Here is a 16,484-nt window from a genome sequence, read left to right on the forward strand (position 1 = left end):
CGTTATTCAAGCCGCGAACTGTCACACCCCTGTGATTTCGGCGTTACAGATTCGCCATGAACAAGAAGATGCTAGCACTCAAAGGCGCTGACTGTCATGTTGACAACTCTAAACAGGAGTTTGCTATGCGTCGAATTATCTTTGTTGCCCTTAGCCTTTCCCTCAGTCTGTTTCTCCTCACGCCTGAACCTGTTGCCGCGCAGGATGAAATTGTCGTGACCGGCTCTCGGATCTCCCGCGCGAACAAGTTCGAGGAAAAAGGTGGTGCGCCCGGCGTCACCGTTATCAAACGCGGCGACTTTTTGCTGCTGGAGGTCTTCATTGAATCCGATGCCCGTGACGAGACAGAGCGTCTCTCCGAAATCGCGGCAACCATTGATCGGTTTATCGGCCTTGCGAGGGCCGATACGTCAATCGAGCTCTCCATCGTTGAGTCTGGCACGACGGTCCGGAACCTGACCACAATGAACTATCAGCAAGGCATTTCTCGTGGAGGACGACCGGATACCTCTATCGCGCGCATTCGGGTCAAAACGGCGATTCCTGAACAAGTCGAAAACAGCGCCAATCTTGCGGGCAAACTCTCTCGTTTTGTGGATAAAGTCGACGAGAAGGGCCGCATCACGATCAGCACAAATGGTGAAACCGCCGTGTCTGTCGTCGACCCTTACCAATATCGGAATGAGGTTGTCGCAGAAGTCGTCAAAGAAATTAAAACCATCACGGAAACCCTGGGACCAGAATATGTGGCAATTATCGAGGGACTAGACCGTCAGGTCTATTGGGACAGAAAAGGCGACATCGATCTCGCCTTCTCCCTACCCTACACCTACGAAATCATCCCCAACACACTCCACTCAAAATGGAGAATGGAATATGAGGATTAGAGAAACCAGAGTCTAAGCTCGAAATTTCTCAACCGAGCGACCTTTGCCCATCAAGTAAATGCGGGTTCCCTCTCTTGTCACAATAAATGAGAAAGGCGCAAAAATCGCTACGATAGGAAAGATTTCTAGGGCCAGCAAAAAAGCGCCATGGATTGAAGAAAATACATAGTCATATCGACTTGGACCGTATTTACCCGCGATTGTTTGATAGTCAAACACGCCTTTTGGTATCGCCTCTAGGCAGGTATGGGCAATAGGCAAGTAGAAGACGGCAAAACAAACTAAAACACAAACTAGAATAAGCCGGTCTAAATTCTCGCCGAAAGCACAGACATAGCCCGCGAAAATCGCTATTAAAATAAGGATTATTTGAAGCCAAACCATCCGTTGGAAGTAGATAACGTTTGTGAAGAAACGCTAAAGCTTACTCTTTTTCTAAAGTACACTGCAGCGGATGCTGAGCGCGTTTGGCGGCGTCCATGACTTGGGCGACTTTGGTTTCGGCGACTTCGAAGGTGTAAACACCGCAAGTTCCGATACCTGTCTGGTGAACGCTCAGCATGATCGCGGTGGCTTCGTCTGAGGTCTTCTTAAAAATCCCCATCAAGATCGACACAACGAACTCCATCGGCGTGTAGTCGTCATTCATCAGAATGACGCGCCACATCGATGGCTTCTTTGTCTTGGGACGAACTTTGGTCGCGACGCCGCGTTCAGCGCCGTCATCGGCTCCATCTTCGCTGTCGGGGCCGGCCCGTAAGTCTTTGAATCGTTCTGTGCTCATGCGCCCCTATATAGAGGCTTCGTTCATCGCGCCAAGGGCGAGTGGTGTGAAATCTGCGTGCAACAGTGTCGCGACTTTTAACATCCCGTTAACCCTATTCTAACCGTTGCAAGACAGAGACAGTGAATGCGTCGGTTTCTCCTTTTAGCTATGATTGTTTTTGCGATTGCCTCCTCTGCACACGCGCAAAATCGATATGCGTCGATTATTGTCGATGCAGATACCTTAGACGTTGTGCATGCACGCCAAATTGACGCCCAGCGCTTTCCCGCGTCCCTGACAAAGGTGATGACGCTACATCTGGTCTTTGACGCAATGGACGAAGGCACCCTGACCCTTGGCGAAACTGTCACGGTATCGCGCAAAGCGTCCCGCACGCCGCCCGTGAAATTAGGCCTTCGTGCGGGACAGAAGATCACAGTTCGCGAGTTGATCCAGTCGGTTGCCGTCAGAAGCCATAATGACTCTGCCGTTGTTTTGGCCGAACGTTTGGGCGGCACAGAAGCCCGGTTTGCCGAGATGATGACGGCCAAAGCCCGCGAGCTTGGCATGCAACGCACAACATTTAAAACTGCCAATGGCTTGCCGCACCCAGAGCAAGTTACCACCGCCCGCGACATGGCCAAATTGGCCCATTCAATTTTGACAACACATTATGATCGCTACCATTACTTCGGGCAGAAATCTTTTCGCGGCGTGAAAAACACCAACGCCCTGCTGCGTGATATGCCAGAAGTTGACGGCTTTAAGACAGGCTACACACGGGCATCTGGATATAATCTCATGGTCAGCGCCGTGCGCAATGATCGTCGCCAAATTGCAATTGTCTTAGGCGGCGCAAGCGGGAAAAGTCGAAACGCCCATATGCGCGACTTGGTGGAGCGTGGGTTTGACGTCATGGGGGTCGTCCCAAGATCAGATACGCCTGCCCTTATCCTTGCAAAGCAAACGACCCCCACCACCATTCTACGTGGCGCACATAACCGTCGGGCGCCGCAACCTTGGGCCGTACAACTGCGAGAACTTCCCAGCGAGGCCCACGCCCGTACTCTGGCGGCTACCCTCGCGCCTGAGGCGGAGGTTAGTATCTCGAGTGGATTTAGTGGCGGTCAACCCATTTTCCACGCGCGGCTCTCTGGGTTGTCGGCGCAAGCCGCCAAAACTACTTGTGCCCAAATCAAAACCAAATGTTGGCTTATCGCGCCCTAAGCCCTAGACGATTTCCATGAAAATCGTGCGGACAGAAAGAGACCTACGCAACACAGTGTGGGGATGGCGAGGATCGGGCGACCGAATGGTCTTTGTGCCGACCATGGGCGCACTACATGAAGGTCATCTCTCTCTCGTACGATTGGCAAAAAAATACGGTGAACGCGTTGTCGTGTCCATCTTCGTAAACCCAACTCAATTCGCGCCTGGGGAAGACTTGGATGCTTATCCGCGCACAGAGGTTGAAGACTCTCGGCTGCTCGAGGCCGAAGGTGTCGACCTGATTTATATTCCCGATCCCCAAACTATGTATGACGTCCATCATGCGACCTCGGTGACCGTCGGTGGCGTCGCAAAGGGATTGGAAACCGATTATCGTCCGACCTTCTTTGATGGTGTCGCCCTCGTCGTCACCAAATTATTTAATCGCGTCCAACCTGATACAGCGATTTTTGGCGAGAAGGATTACCAACAACTCGCCACCATTCGCCGTCTCGTCGAGGACTTGGACATGCCGATCAAAATTATTGGCGCGCCAATTGCCCGAGACGAACACGGTCTCGCCCTTTCTTCGCGCAATGCCTATTTTGACGAAGACGGATTGACGCTTGCGCGAAACTTGAATGTCATCATGAAAAAATGTGCGGCTGATATGCGCGAAGGTCAGCATGTCGACAAAGCAACGGATGCGGCAAAACAAGCCCTATTGGATGTCGGGTTTTCCTCTGTCGATTACGTCGAGGTCCGCAGTCCAAACTCGCTAACCGTATTGGAAGGCGGGTATCTGAATGGACCTGCGCGTGTCCTCGTCGCGGCCCATTGCCCAAATCAGGGAAATAGCGTGAGGCTCATTGATAATTTTGCCGTCTAAGGAGGCGACCTATGGGTATCAACATAATTGGAATAATCTCTGGCATATTCATCATAGGCGGCTTGGCACTCATCTATGTGCTCAATAAAAAGGCACCGCAAAATGCCTCAGAACAACCCCGAGACGACACCTTCCTCCATGAAATGCTGGCGGTACTTCAGGATGTGTATCCCGACTCAAATTTCAGCTATGATAGGGCGAGTGATACGATCTCGCCCATCGCCTCAGAAAACAAAGATGACGCGCCCTTCCTGGACCTATTTTTGGGAAATCTGCGCAATCGAACGCTCGAACTGGGGAAAGCGGACCGAAAAGATTTCCTCCGTAAATTTCTAGATCAAGCCGCGCAAAGCGGAGAGGTCACGATAGACGCCTTACGCGAGAACCTTCTGATGCGAAATAGAACGCCAGAGGAGTTCTCTCTCCGACAATTGCTCATGGGCCCCGAAGACGGCAAAGACCCGTTTGAACCGATCATTATCGCCAAAGGTGAGATGCTTTTCGAGCCCGTCTTAAATCTCGAGAATTCGGTGTCTCCCATAAGCGTACAAACGATGCGCGAACATGGTTTTGCGTTTGATGAGTTTATTCAAATGGCCCGCCAGAATTTGTTGAGCGTCACGCCCGAAGGTTCCGCGAGTATGTGGGAAAAATTAGAAGATGATATCTGGATTTCCAAACTCAATGACGATTTTGATGCGTCACGCGTTTTTCTCTTCCCCGAACATCTAGAATTTCCGTTCGAAGGTAACCCCGTCGTTTATGCACCCTCACATACGGTATGTTTGATCACCGATCAGTCTGATGATGCGACCCTAGCGCGTATGGTCGAATTAGGAAACGCGTCGGCGGAAACACATCGCCCTCTCAGTCGGGCTCTTTGGCATCAGGATTCTGGGGAATGGCGGCGCATGGAGTCCGACGATCGAAACAGTGCCGTCGGGCGCGCGCGCTTGATCGAAACACTGGCGGCCTATGACGATCAGAAAAATGGACTTGAGCAACATTTTGACAAAACACAGCAGGATATTCACGTCGCAGCCGTGATGGCGCAATCTGACAACACGGATCCTGCGGCCCCCAAAATTGAAACCCGCGCCGTGTTTATTGGCAAAGGTAGCTATCTGCCAAAAACAGATTTCGTCATCCTTGGCTTTGAAGAGATGTCTGACAAGACGCCTATAGACCAGGTCGATTGGGGCACGCTGGAAAACATATTAGGGGAAGAAAACTTCAAACCTCACCCAGATTTGCTTCCTGTGCGATACCAACTGGAAACAGATTTGTCAGACAGCCAGATTAAAGCGCTACGAAACGCAGCAACACATCTTTAGGAGGTCCAAATGTTAGATATGCGCCCAAACTGCGAAATCTGTGATCGCGATCTTCCAGCGAATAGCCAAATTGCGCGAATTTGCAGTCTAGAATGTACCTTTTGCAGCGATTGCCACGACACGATCTGCCCAAACTGTGGTGGCGACCTTCAAATACGTCCTACTCGCGCCGGGGACATGTTAAAAAAATATCCAGCCTCAACCAAACGGGTCAACGCTTCGTAGGTATAATCATGTCGCGCTTCTTTAATGCGGGACCAACTTCCAACGGTTTTCACCTAAGGCGACATCATGATCACATTACACCATCTCGAAAACTCGCAATCTATTCGGATCCTGTGGCTGTTGGAAGAGATCGGCAAGCCTTACGGGTTTAAGATGTATGATCGTGACCCTAAGACCATGTTGGCACCTGATGATTATAAGGCACTTTCACCGCTCGGAACCGCGCCCGTTATTGTCGACGGCGACGTCGTTTTGGCAGAGAGTAACGCCATCATCGATTACATTGTGGACTCGTCAGACCGCGCGGACCTTCGCCCCGCCCCAGGTGCTGCGTCTCGTGCAGACTATCTATTTTGGCTTCATACGGCTCAAGGTAGCTTGCAACCGATGCAGACATTCAGTTTCGTGTTGGGAATTGCGACGCAGCGCGCCCCGATACTTGTACGTCCGATCGTCAGAAAAGTCGTCGACACGCTCAACAGCGCATTTATTCAGCCGCGATTAAAAGCGGTGATGGGCCTCATGGAAACGCACTTAGAGACGCATGAATTCCTAGCAGGCGCGGAATTTACCGCAGCGGATATTGCGATGGGGTATACTCTGCAAATGGCTAAACTTCGTGGGGCGCTAGACGCAGACTACCCCAATATTTTTGCTTATGTCGAACGCATGGAAGCTCGCCCTGCATGGCAAGCGGCCTTGGCAAAAGATGGAAAGTTTAACGGCGTGCCAAGCTAAGCGCTTAGCGCGACTTCCTGACCATAATTACTCGAAAGTTTATGTAGCGTTCGGCCAAATGCGCCGAGAATGTCTTCACGTTTCACGGGCTTCGCAATTGTATCATCCATACCGATATTTCTGCAAATGCGGCGTTGTTGGTAATCCGGATCAGCCGTTAGAGCGATGATGATGACATTCGCATAGGCTTGACTGGACTGACGTATTTCAAGGGTCGCTTCGATCCCATCCATGACCGGCATGTGAATATCCATAAGAACGACGTCGACGGGCACCGTGTTTAAGACGTTTAAGGCGTCACGGCCATTATCTGCAAAATAAAGCTGAGCAACACGTTTTCCGATCAAACGTTTGACAACCTTTTGGTTGATCGGGTTGTCTTCGACGCAAAGCACGTTCAGGCCTTCGAATGGCCGTTCGGCTTCCGAGTCGGTTTCTTCTGACAGCTTAACGACACTCTTTTCGGTCTCGGCGATTGCTGTTGGGGGCGTCAATTCGGCTTCTACCAAAGGTTTAGGTTCAGGCGCCAGTTGAGGCGCGGTTCGCGCAACAGCGGGCTGGGTGTCTTCAGACGGCAAAGTGTAGGACTTCGGTTCAGTGACCGGCAGTTCTTGAGCTGACGTCATGATCGGGAGGATGAGAGCAAAGGTGGAGCCCTCATTTGGAGCCGTTTTCAAGCGGACTTGCCCGCCCATCAGTTCACAGAGGTTTTTGGTAATACTCATTCCCAAACCCGTTCCGCCATATTCCCGTTGGATCGACCCGTCTGCTTGCGTGAATGGATCAAAGATACGGGAGGCTTCGCTTTCCTTCATACCGATGCCTGTGTCTTTCACGGCGATAACCAAATGGGCTTTTTCGTTTATGACGGCTTGGCGCGCTATCAGGGTCACGCTGCCAAGTTTTGTGAATTTAGCGGCATTAGACAGCAGATTGTTCAAACATTGCTGTAAACGGAATTCATCCAGATAGAGCGTGTCAGGTAGTTTAGGGTCAATAATCGTTTTGAACGCCAATCCTTTTGTGCTGATTTGCGGTTTCCACAAACGGGTTACTGTCCCAAGTAAGCCGCTAAGATTCGTCGGCTCAAAATCAATCTGAACTTTTTCACTCATAAGCTTTGCGTGGTCGAGTGTGCGCGAGAGCAAATGGTGAAGCCCCTCTGCTGCATTTTCTATATCTGTAATAACTTCACGGACGTCTTCGCTCAAAGGTTCATCTCTCAAGCTATCACTCATGCCGATGATCGCATTCAGAGGCGTCCGAATTTCATGGCTCATACGCGCCAAAAACTCTGATTTCGCCTTAGAAGCGGAGCGTTCAGCCGACAGCGCCAGTGATTTACTCACGTCCTCTGTGATATCCATAACGAAAGCCGTCGCGCCTAGCGGGGTACCGTCTGGCGCGCATACGATCTCACCGATCGACCGTTGCCACATGCTCGGGCTTTCGGCGGTACAAACGCGATATTTGAAATCAAATTCTCCGCGTGTCTCTAGCGCTTTCGCCCATTGATCGGCAACTGGCGCTAGATCGTCAGGATGCAAAATCGAGAACATCCCGTTCTTCTTCATCTTGGCCTGTTCGGTTTCGGTCAATCGCTTGGTCACGGAATCCGAGAACGTAAATTCGCCTGACTGGAGGTCCATAGACCAGAAACCCGCGTTCGCGGCCCCCATCGCGATTTCGAAAAGATTCCGATATTGGCTGTCAGTCGTCACATCCCGGAAAACCATCGTGCATCCAGCCGGGCCATCTGACCCGTGGTACCATGTGTCAACGCGGACGCGTCGACCATCCAATGTCGTCAAGCGGACTGAAGTTCCGTGCGAATTTGTAGACGCCAAAGATTTCTCAACACTGTGCGCTACAAATTTAGGAGAATAGCGGCTCCCAGTTTCAGTATCTTCAAGCTGGAAGGCTCCTAATATTTCCGTGACAATAGACCCAGCAAGCTGTTCATTGGTTCCGAGACCCAGAATACCAGCGACGTCGCCTTGGGTATGCGTAATGACCCGATTTCGGTCGACGCTGGCATAAGCAATATTTGCGGCACGCAAAATATTGGCAACAGCGTCTTCTGCTGCAACACGCTGATTACCTGATTGTCGCAATTTTAAAGCTTTCATCATACCCTCATTGCCCCCCGCTGGACGTTGACAAGACATGATTAAAATTCTCTGAACTCGGTGGCGAATGCGGTTTTTTCAGCAGCGGACGCATTCTACTTTGGCGACAGCGACTTAACCATTGTTAGCAAGGGGACCGGAACCGGACCGTTTTCGTCCTGCCACCGACTTTCGATTGTGTAACCGCATTGCAGATAAAATGGCTCACCCGCTAATGTTGCGGCCATCTCCAATGCGCTAAAGCCTGCTGCGCAGGCGGCCGCTTCGGACGCTTCAAGTATCATTTTACCAATTCCCCGTCTTACATAGTCTGGATGCGTGTACATGGCGCGGATACGGGCGCGATGCTTTTTGGGGTTTAGGCGCTCCGCATTTCGGCCCGCGCTGTGGTTCCCCCCATAAAGTGTTGCGCGGAATGACCAGCCGCCGCATCCAACTAACGTCGCTTTATCCCAGACCGAAAAATAAGTGCCGTCTTCTATCAATTGCGTATCTAGCCCCATGCCAAAATGGGAGGCTTCAATCTCCTCTGGTGTCAGAACATCGACTTGAAGCTCGGCAATAGACCGCTTCATCAAAGCTGCAATCGCGGGGATGTCTCCAGGCGAGGACAATCTGATATCAAATATGCCGCGGGAAGTCTGAACTAAGGTCATATTAGGTCCAAAATTGCAGATGGAATTCACTTAAGGCAAAATTTGCCTTAAAATGTAGCGCAAATGTGTCATTTTAGTCACATTAGTAAACAAACCATGTCGTTTTCGGTAGAATTGCTTTGTGAGTCCGACCCCGAGGGATAAGGACAGCTGGTCGCTATTGTTCTGGGATCGGGGCTGAACCTTTCAAATATTGCGTCAGGAACAAAGAAACTACTAGGAACTATTATGCAAAAGTCTGCACTCAAATCGTGGTTGGCGCTCTCTGCCTCCTCACTCATGCTGGTTGCCCTGCCCGCTCACGCCCAAGATTCTCTTGGCGACACGGTTGTCGACACAGCTGAAGACGTTGTGATCACAACAGGTACACGCCGCGCATTGCGGTCTGCGGCCGATACACCAGCGCCTGTTGATGTTATTTCAGCGGTTGAATTCACAGCCAATGCTGCAGATGATGTACAAGACCTTCTCCGCACGGCCGTTCCGTCTTATAACGTGAACACCCAGCCGATCTCAGATGCGGCCTCCATTGTTCGTCCTGCAAACCTGCGCGGCTTGTCACCTGACAACACACTGGTACTTTTAAACGGCAAACGCCGTCATCGTGGCGCGGTTATCGCCTTCCTCGGCGGTGGTATCGCTGATGGTTCACAAGGCGTTGACGTATCTTCCATCCCATCCATGGCATTGAAGCAAGTCGAAGTCCTTCGTGACGGCGCGTCTTCCCAGTATGGTTCAGATGCGATTGCTGGCGTTATCAACTTCGTCCTGAAAGACGATTCCACAGGCGGCGCAATCGAAGCTAAATATGGTTCAACATATGATGGCGACGGCGACAATTACCGTTTCGGTGCCAACATGGGCTTTGCGCTCGGTGACCAAGGTTTCTTCAACGTCACAGCGGAATATGGCGAAACAGACGGCACAGTCCGTGCCGCGCCACGTACCGATGTCACAGCTCTAGTCGCAGCCGGCAACACAGCCGCAGCTCAGAACCGCGTCATCAACGGCTATACAGACGAATATGCTCAATATTGGGGCCAGCCAGATGTCGAAAACGATATCAAACTCTTGTTCAACACAGCCTTGGCTTTCAACGAGCAAGCCGAAGTCTATGCAACAGGCACCTATGCTGAGCGCACAACAACGGGCGGGTTCTTCTATCGTAACCCAACCAACCGTGGCGGCGTTTATCGCGGCCCAAGCGTTGATGCCGATGGCAACCTAGGTGGCGATCTCGCCTCTGTACGCGTTGGTGATTTGGATGGTCTAGGTGTCGGCGAAGCCTGCCCTGCAGGTATCCCGCTTTCCGGCACGGACGGTTTGATCCCAGACGCCACTGTTTTGGCTCAGGTTACAGCGTCTGACAATTGTTTCTCATTCATTGAAACAATTCCTGGCGGTTTCGTTCCGCGCTTTGGTGGTGACTTGCGCGACTTCGGTCTTACAGGTGGTCTCCGCGGTCTTCTCGATCTCGGAAACGGCCTAAGCTATGACCTATCCGTGACACATGGCGCATCGCGTGTTGATTTCTTCATCAACAACACTGTCAACGCATCGTTAGGTCCAAATACACCACGAGACTTCATTCCAGGTGGACAAGAGCAAAGCGAAACAACACTTAACGCCGACTTCAGCTATCTTCTTGACGTCGGTCTTGCTTCTGAACTCTCAATCGCATTCGGTACAGAATACCGTAAAGAGCAATTTGACCTCTTTGCAGGTGATGCGGCGAGTTTCGCACTCGGCCCCCTCGCCGATCAAGGTTTCTCGTCTAGCTCAAACGGCTTTGGTGGTTTCCCGAATTCTTCTTCGAACTCGCAGGATTCTATCGGTACTTACATCGATCTAGAAGCTGAAGTTACGGATCAGCTAACGCTTCAGGGCGCTGTGCGTTATGAAGATTTTTCTGATTTTGGTAACACTGTCGATTTCAAAATCGCGGGTCTTTACAAAGTCAATGACAATGTCTCACTTCGCAGCACGTTCTCAACAGGCTTCCATGCTCCAACAGCTGGCCAAGCCAACATCACAAATGTGACAACACAAAATGTCAATGGCGTGTTGGTTGACCAAGGTACTTTGCCGCTTAACACTGCGGCTGGCCAATTGGCAGCCGACTTCATCGCCTCCCAAAATGGTGGTAACACACCAGAATTGGGCACAGAAGATGCGACAAGCCTCTCTGCGGGTGTGGCCTTTAGTGCAGCCGGCGTAAACGTCACATTGGATGCGTTCCAAATTGACGTGGACAACCGGATCGCTTTGGGTGCGAATGTTAATTTCTTGGAAGCGCTTCAGTTTGCAGGCGCAACGGCCGACACTGTTGGTGGGGCTCTCACAGAGTTAAACGCTGCAGGCACAATCAACCGCGCCGACTTCGTTGGCTTGGATGATTTGGCTCAGTTCCGCTTCTTCTCTAACAGCTTTGACACACGCTCGCGCGGTGTTGATTTGGTTGCACGCTATCCATTTGGATTTGCGGGCGGAGATTCAGCTATCGCTGTCGCTGCGAACTACACAGACACGGAAGTTACAAATCGTGGTGATATTAACCCGATTTCTGATGGACGCGTACAGTCCCTCGAAGAGCTACTGCCAAATGTGAAAGGCAGCGCAACTTGGACTCATAGCCAAGGCATCTTCCGCGGTCTTCTACGTGCCAATTACTACGGTAAGTGGTTTGATACGGGTAACGGCAATCCTGTTGGAGCCGAAGTCCTCGTAGATGCTGAAATCGCAGCTGAAGTCAGAAGCGGCGTAGAGTTCGCAATCGGTGCCAGCAACTTGTTCGATAACTACCCGGATGAGAACCCAGGTTTTGGTGGCTCTGGCCAGCTTTATCCTGAAGCGGCACCAACTGGCTTCAATGGTGGCCAATATTACGGTAAAGTTCGCATCAACTTCTAGGTTGCTTGCATAACGAAACGCGAAAGCCCCGGACCTAGGTTCGGGGCTTTTTTTATGACTGGATAATTATTGGGTTGCCCTAGACGATCACCACGCACCAAGTTCAATTAACTTAGCACGGAAAGCTTCTGGGAGATCAGCGCCGCTCTCCGCCCCCGTTAGGTCAGCAGGTATGTCGCTGTCCTGCAAATATCGCCAGCCTTGAAACGCACGGCGTGGGACGGGAAGAACGGGAATGAGTTCGGGGTCCATCAAAATGGCACAAGCCCGACGTTCATGTTTGACCGTCTCTTCCAAAGCGACAATCCTATTCCGACAGATTATGTTCCCTTTGATCACCCAATAGATCGAACCCCCATCGAGTAATTCTTCACGACGTTTAGGGAACATGCGGGTGATGTGGACGTGGTGGGCAGACAAACCTTGATCCCGCCGCCGTGCGACGACGTGGTTCTGCCAGTCGATAAGCGTCTGTATCGATTCAGACCCAACGGATAGTTTTTGCAAATGTATGGTCATCCCCACCCATGTAGAGCGGGGTGAAGCCGATTGCTAGAAGGTGCGCGGATATGGATCTGTATCGACGATGAAGTCGTCGGCATTTGCATCGATACGAAACGTCACCATATCCGGTGAGGACGTATCAGGTACGAGGGGTGTTTTCCGCAAAACCCGACCCGCAATTGACTTTACCTTACGAGACAATTCGCTGTCGGTCGCATATGAGGGCGACATACCGAAACGATGGCGCAGCGTAGCATTTGTGACCATTGCGGCATTTTTCATCCCAGATTCGCGCGTCGAATATTCGGTAGTTACGGACACGCAAAACGTCTGATTATCAACCCGATGCGGTTGATTTAATGGCCAGGTCAAAGCCGCGCCCTCGGGGATATCAATTACTGTTGCGGCCTCGTCATAGGACGCATCATAAGGCAGATCATCGCTCAAGAAGTCTGTAATACTGGCTTCATATGACTCATCCGGAATGAATTTCTGCGTGAGCGGATAGAGGTACATTCTCTTCTGGCCCCGCACATGCCAAAGGATCGTTTCTGTTTTGTCAAAGTGATACGGCACGCGGGCAACAGGTGAGGAAATCAATATTCCACCACGCGGGTTGAAAGCGCGATTGCCCGTCTTCTCAGATAATTCGCCATACATGCGATCAAGCGCGCTCTTATATTCCGGATGTATATTCATTGCTTCGCGCACATTAATCCAAACGCGACCAGCTTTTGCGGCATCCAAAAGCACTTTGCCTGGGACGTCGCGGAAGTCACCTGTGCGGAACTTGTTAGGATAAAGCGGATGATCGGAAGCGCCCATCGTGCAGACATCTAGCTTTTCAGAGGGGTGACGCTCCAACAAATCAATAAGAGCCTCATCTGTGAACAAGCCTGTGCCCGCCAAATTATGCTCAAAAGACGTGATCTCTTTCTGGAAGGCTGCTGAATTTTGCGCGCTCCAATCTGGAATCATGGGCGCCATCGGCGTCCCGCCGCTGATCTCGGGCTGATCATCATGGTAAGGTGTAGTATTATCGTTCAACATAGAAACTTCCTTACGTCCTATTTATTGCGAAGGTCTTGACGAACCTTAGTCGCGTAGATTCATCCTTAATGCCGCGTAAACACCCGCCAGAATAAGCGCCAAACCAATGACAAATCCTGTGAAGGCAATGATTGGTCCCCAGTCTCCGAGCAGCGCTTCTGCCCCGCTTATCATCGTGCCGCCAGCCAGCCCGACCAGTAGGAAGCCAAGGAGCACTGGGATCCAAAGCCCCAAGCTACTTTCAGTCGGAACGGGTTGCGCCTGACGTAAAGGCGGGCGAGATTGAATATATTTCGCGGCAGAGTCATTGCGGACACGGAAGGCGTCATCTTGGGCTAGTTCATCAATTACGATCATTGGTTTAGCCGGTGCAGGACCCGCTTTCGGGGTCACGGCAGTCGCGCGTTTTCTGGCGCGGCGGGTCGCTGGCTGTTCAGGCTCAACTGACATTGCCTGGTCATCCTCATCCCGATCCATCGGTAGCTCAGGATCGCTATCCTCAGAAAGCTCTGTCGTAATGAGGCTCTCAGGCCAGCTCTCGTCACGGTCATCAAATTGCGCATCCGCATTTTCAATCAAGGCGTCGAGCCGCGCGACAATGTCTGAGGCCGCTGCTGCGATAGGAGACTGTCGAACAGGGGTGTCAGAGACGATTTCATCCGATGATGGGTCTTCGGCATCTGAACTTTCTGAGTCCGATGTGTCAAACGCGGCCAAATCTGTCTCAAAATCCGCAGTCTCTGGCAGCTCGTTCTCTATTTTGGCATCCAAGTCCGGATCCATCGACGACAGGTCGTCAGCAGACATATCCAATTCGCTTGAGGAAATATCCGCCAGCAAATCTGAACTTAGATCAATAGTGGCTGTCTGATCAGGGAAGGCCAGAATGACATTATCTGATGATTCAAGGCTCAGCTCTGTCTCATCCCCATCCGTATTCACATCGATAGACAAATGCGGATCAGGGGTCGGCGTATCATCCGTTGCCTTATCGTCTATGTCGGCAAGATTTGTGTCGTCCTCGATCACATCTAATTCGGAGAGTTGTAAGGCACCCGCAGGGCCATCCTCGCGGCGGCGATGTTGCGGTTCGATGGCTTCATGCGGCGCGGTTGCGACCACGCCATTGGAGTCACTTGCTGAAAAAACGGGCAAGGCATCTTCCGTCGATAGCCCTGAAATAGTCGTATCGCGAACAGGCGGAAGATCGATAGAGCCAGCGGGCAAATTGCGTTCTGTACGCAAAAATAGTGCCTTCTCCGCCGTGCGACGACGCATCAGGGCATCCACGACGTAAGTTTTTCCTGCAATTTCTGACTTACGCCAGATATCCAGACCATTGGCCGCGTCTAACGGACGTCCGTTATTGAGGGCGCGTAGCGTGTCGCTGGTCAGGAAAGCCTTCGGGCCAATATTAAATGCGAAGGAGCAAAGCGCGTCAAACTGGCTTTGTGTCAGCGGCGCATGAACCTCTGAATTAATCATGTCCTCAAAGGGTTGAAGATCGGCGCGCAGGACGCGTTCCGCTTCGCTCTTACTCATCATCACCGCGGTATCAGAATAGAGACGATGCCCGTAACCGACCACGCGTTGACCAGTCACCAGCTCACGGTCGACAGGACGATAGCCCTCAAAAGCTTTGATAAGCTTGAGGCCAGTGTCCGATATTGCCAGCGCAGAATCTGTGAGTTTTTGGCTCATGTGCGTCCCAAATCAATACAACTCGGGCGAAGGCCCGATTGAGTTGGGAGAGGCGTTGCAAAACTCGGGCCGAAATTGCGTCTAGGAAGAAACTATAAAAGAATTATCACAGCGGTTCCCAAGAAGGAAAAGAAGCCCACCACATCAGTTACGGTTGTCACAAAGACAGATGAGCTTACGGCGGGGTCTGCACCCGCGCGCTTTAACCCTAGAGGCACCGCAATCCCAGCGAGACCCGCAAACAAGTGATTCACGATCATCGCGATAAACGCCACCAGAGCGAGTTCCCGATCGCCAAACCAGATATAAGCAATGAGGGCCAACACCACGGCAAAGATCAACCCAATGATGGCCGCAGCTATGGTTTCACGACGAATTGCGCGCCACGCCGATTGCGGAGTTAATTCACGCTCTGACAAAGCCCGAACGGCCACGGTGAGCGCCTGTGTACCGGCATTCCCGCCCATACTGGCAACAATTGGCATAAGCACCGCAAGGGCGACAATTTCCGTAATCGCGTAATCAAATCGCGCAATCACGAGACTGGCCAAGACGGCCGTGAGAAGGTTGATAAATAACCATGGCGCGCGCGCGCGCACCGTTTCGACGGCCGTATCGGCAAGGCCAGCGTCCGTAACACCCGCCAAGGCGAGAATGTCCTCTTTGTTCTCATCCTGAATAATATGGATGATATCATCGACGGTCATCATACCGACAAGACGACCTTCCGCGTTCACAACGGGCGCGGAGATAAGACTATATTTCTCAAACTGATACGCCGCTTCTTCTTGGTCAACATCTTGACCAATCGCGACAATTTTTCGGATCATGAGATCAGAAAGGCGCACATCGACCTGAGCCCGCATCAATTGGCTGACGGGCACGTAGCCGATGGGCTTAAACGCGGTGTCGATGACATAGACGTTGAAAAAAAGCTCAGGCAGGTCTTCACCTGTTTCGCGCATATGGGTGATCGCGTCTCCGACGGTCCAAAACTCGGGCGCAGCCACGAATGCGCGCTGCATGAGACGACCAATCGTTTCATCATCAAAGGCGAGGCTTTCCTCGTAGGAGGCACGATCTTCGGGGGTCGCGGCGCAAAGAACTTCGTCACGCTGCGCATCTTCCATCTCTTCCAAGATTTGCGTCGCGTCATCATTATCCATTTCGGACAAGGCGTCAGCAATTCGGTCCGCATCCAGAAATGGCAGGATGTCTTCGACAACATCATCTTCCATCTCTGCCAAAACATCGCCCGAGATGAGCTCAGGCGCACGCGTAATGAGATTCACGCGCTCAGCGGCGGAGAGCTGTTCCAACTCGTCAGAAACATCAGCAGGATGAAGGCGTGCCAGCGTTTCGGACAGCAACACCTCATCGTTCATCGCGAGCGCGTCCTGGATCGGCGTGTCTTCTTCGAGGTGTGAGTCAGATTGGCTCATGGGTCTACCTTGGGAATGGCCGAATTGGCATGGCGTGTGACCCG

At 51.8% G+C, this 16,484-nt stretch carries 15 protein-coding genes; 7 read left to right on the plus strand and 8 right to left on the minus strand.

Features of this window, described 5'->3' with window-relative positions; genetic code table 11:
• The first annotated feature begins 56 nt into the window (after nt 1-56).
• Entirely contained in the window at nt 57-887 is an 831-nt protein-coding gene (locus tag IE073_RS06155; RefSeq protein ID WP_233349856.1) for a hypothetical protein, read from the plus strand.
• Between the two features lie 12 nt (nt 888-899).
• Here IE073_RS06155 and IE073_RS14125 read toward each other — a convergent pair whose 3' ends face one another.
• Complete coding sequence (locus IE073_RS14125; RefSeq protein WP_233349858.1) at nt 900-1,271, minus strand: hypothetical protein; 372 nt, start codon at nt 1,269-1,271, stop codon at nt 900-902.
• A gap of 40 nt (nt 1,272-1,311) precedes the next feature.
• Nucleotides 1,312-1,671, minus strand: coding sequence for an ATP-dependent Clp protease adapter ClpS (gene clpS / locus IE073_RS06160; RefSeq protein ID WP_189582742.1), 360 nt, complete (start codon nt 1,669-1,671; stop codon nt 1,312-1,314).
• 126 nt (nt 1,672-1,797) lie between these two features.
• Between clpS and IE073_RS06165 the strand changes: the two genes are divergently transcribed.
• From IE073_RS06165 to IE073_RS06185, 5 genes are all read left to right on the plus strand, one after another.
• Nucleotides 1,798-2,880 (plus strand): D-alanyl-D-alanine carboxypeptidase family protein, encoded by a 1,083-nt coding sequence (locus tag IE073_RS06165; protein WP_189582747.1) that lies wholly within the window; start codon nt 1,798-1,800, stop codon nt 2,878-2,880.
• A gap of 16 nt (nt 2,881-2,896) precedes the next feature.
• On the plus strand, nt 2,897-3,751 hold the full coding sequence (gene panC / locus IE073_RS06170; RefSeq protein ID WP_189582750.1) for a pantoate--beta-alanine ligase: 855 nt from the start codon (nt 2,897-2,899) through the stop codon (nt 3,749-3,751).
• Nucleotides 3,752-3,762: 11 nt separating this feature from the next.
• On the plus strand, nt 3,763-5,085 hold the full coding sequence (locus IE073_RS06175; protein ID WP_189582753.1) for a DUF1444 domain-containing protein: 1,323 nt from the start codon (nt 3,763-3,765) through the stop codon (nt 5,083-5,085).
• Between the two features lie 9 nt (nt 5,086-5,094).
• Entirely contained in the window at nt 5,095-5,310 is a 216-nt protein-coding gene (locus IE073_RS14290; RefSeq protein ID WP_189582756.1) for a DUF1272 domain-containing protein, read from the plus strand.
• Nucleotides 5,311-5,376: 66 nt separating this feature from the next.
• Nucleotides 5,377-6,048, plus strand: a complete 672-nt coding sequence (locus IE073_RS06185; protein WP_189582759.1) for a glutathione S-transferase family protein — start codon at nt 5,377-5,379, stop codon at nt 6,046-6,048.
• Here IE073_RS06185 and IE073_RS06190 read toward each other — a convergent pair.
• Entirely contained in the window at nt 6,045-8,180 is a 2,136-nt protein-coding gene (locus IE073_RS06190; protein ID WP_189582761.1) for a PAS domain-containing hybrid sensor histidine kinase/response regulator, read from the minus strand. The genes IE073_RS06185 and IE073_RS06190 overlap by 4 nt on opposite strands.
• 92 nt (nt 8,181-8,272) lie before the next feature.
• Nucleotides 8,273-8,833, minus strand: a complete 561-nt coding sequence (locus IE073_RS06195) for a GNAT family N-acetyltransferase (protein ID WP_189582764.1) — start codon at nt 8,831-8,833, stop codon at nt 8,273-8,275.
• Between the two features lie 228 nt (nt 8,834-9,061).
• Here IE073_RS06195 and IE073_RS06200 point away from each other — a divergent pair, with 228 nt between their 5' ends.
• The gene (locus IE073_RS06200) at nt 9,062-11,743 is read left to right on the plus strand and encodes a TonB-dependent receptor plug domain-containing protein (protein ID WP_233349860.1); all 2,682 of its coding nucleotides are present in this window, start codon (nt 9,062-9,064) and stop codon (nt 11,741-11,743) included.
• An 87-nt stretch (nt 11,744-11,830) separates the two neighbouring features.
• On the opposite strand, the gene IE073_RS06205 is transcribed toward IE073_RS06200, so the two are convergent.
• The 4 genes from IE073_RS06205 to mgtE form a co-directional block, all read right to left on the minus strand.
• Nucleotides 11,831-12,262 carry a DUF1489 family protein gene (locus IE073_RS06205; RefSeq protein ID WP_189582767.1) on the minus strand — a complete coding sequence of 144 codons (432 nt, stop codon included), beginning with the start codon at nt 12,260-12,262 and terminating at the stop codon, nt 11,831-11,833.
• A 33-nt stretch (nt 12,263-12,295) separates the two neighbouring features.
• Nucleotides 12,296-13,297: a hypothetical protein gene (locus IE073_RS06210; RefSeq protein WP_189582770.1), complete on the minus strand. Its 1,002-nt coding sequence runs from the start codon at nt 13,295-13,297 to the stop codon at nt 12,296-12,298.
• Nucleotides 13,298-13,342: 45 nt separating this feature from the next.
• Nucleotides 13,343-14,998, minus strand: a complete 1,656-nt coding sequence (locus tag IE073_RS06215) for a lysozyme (RefSeq protein WP_189582773.1) — start codon at nt 14,996-14,998, stop codon at nt 13,343-13,345.
• Nucleotides 14,999-15,090: 92 nt separating this feature from the next.
• Entirely contained in the window at nt 15,091-16,440 is a 1,350-nt protein-coding gene (mgtE, locus tag IE073_RS06220) for a magnesium transporter (protein WP_189582776.1), read from the minus strand.
• Between the last annotated feature and the right edge of the window lie 44 nt (nt 16,441-16,484).

This window comes from Litorimonas cladophorae (genome assembly GCF_014652455.1).
GTDB lineage: Bacteria > Pseudomonadota > Alphaproteobacteria > Caulobacterales > Maricaulaceae > Litorimonas > Litorimonas cladophorae.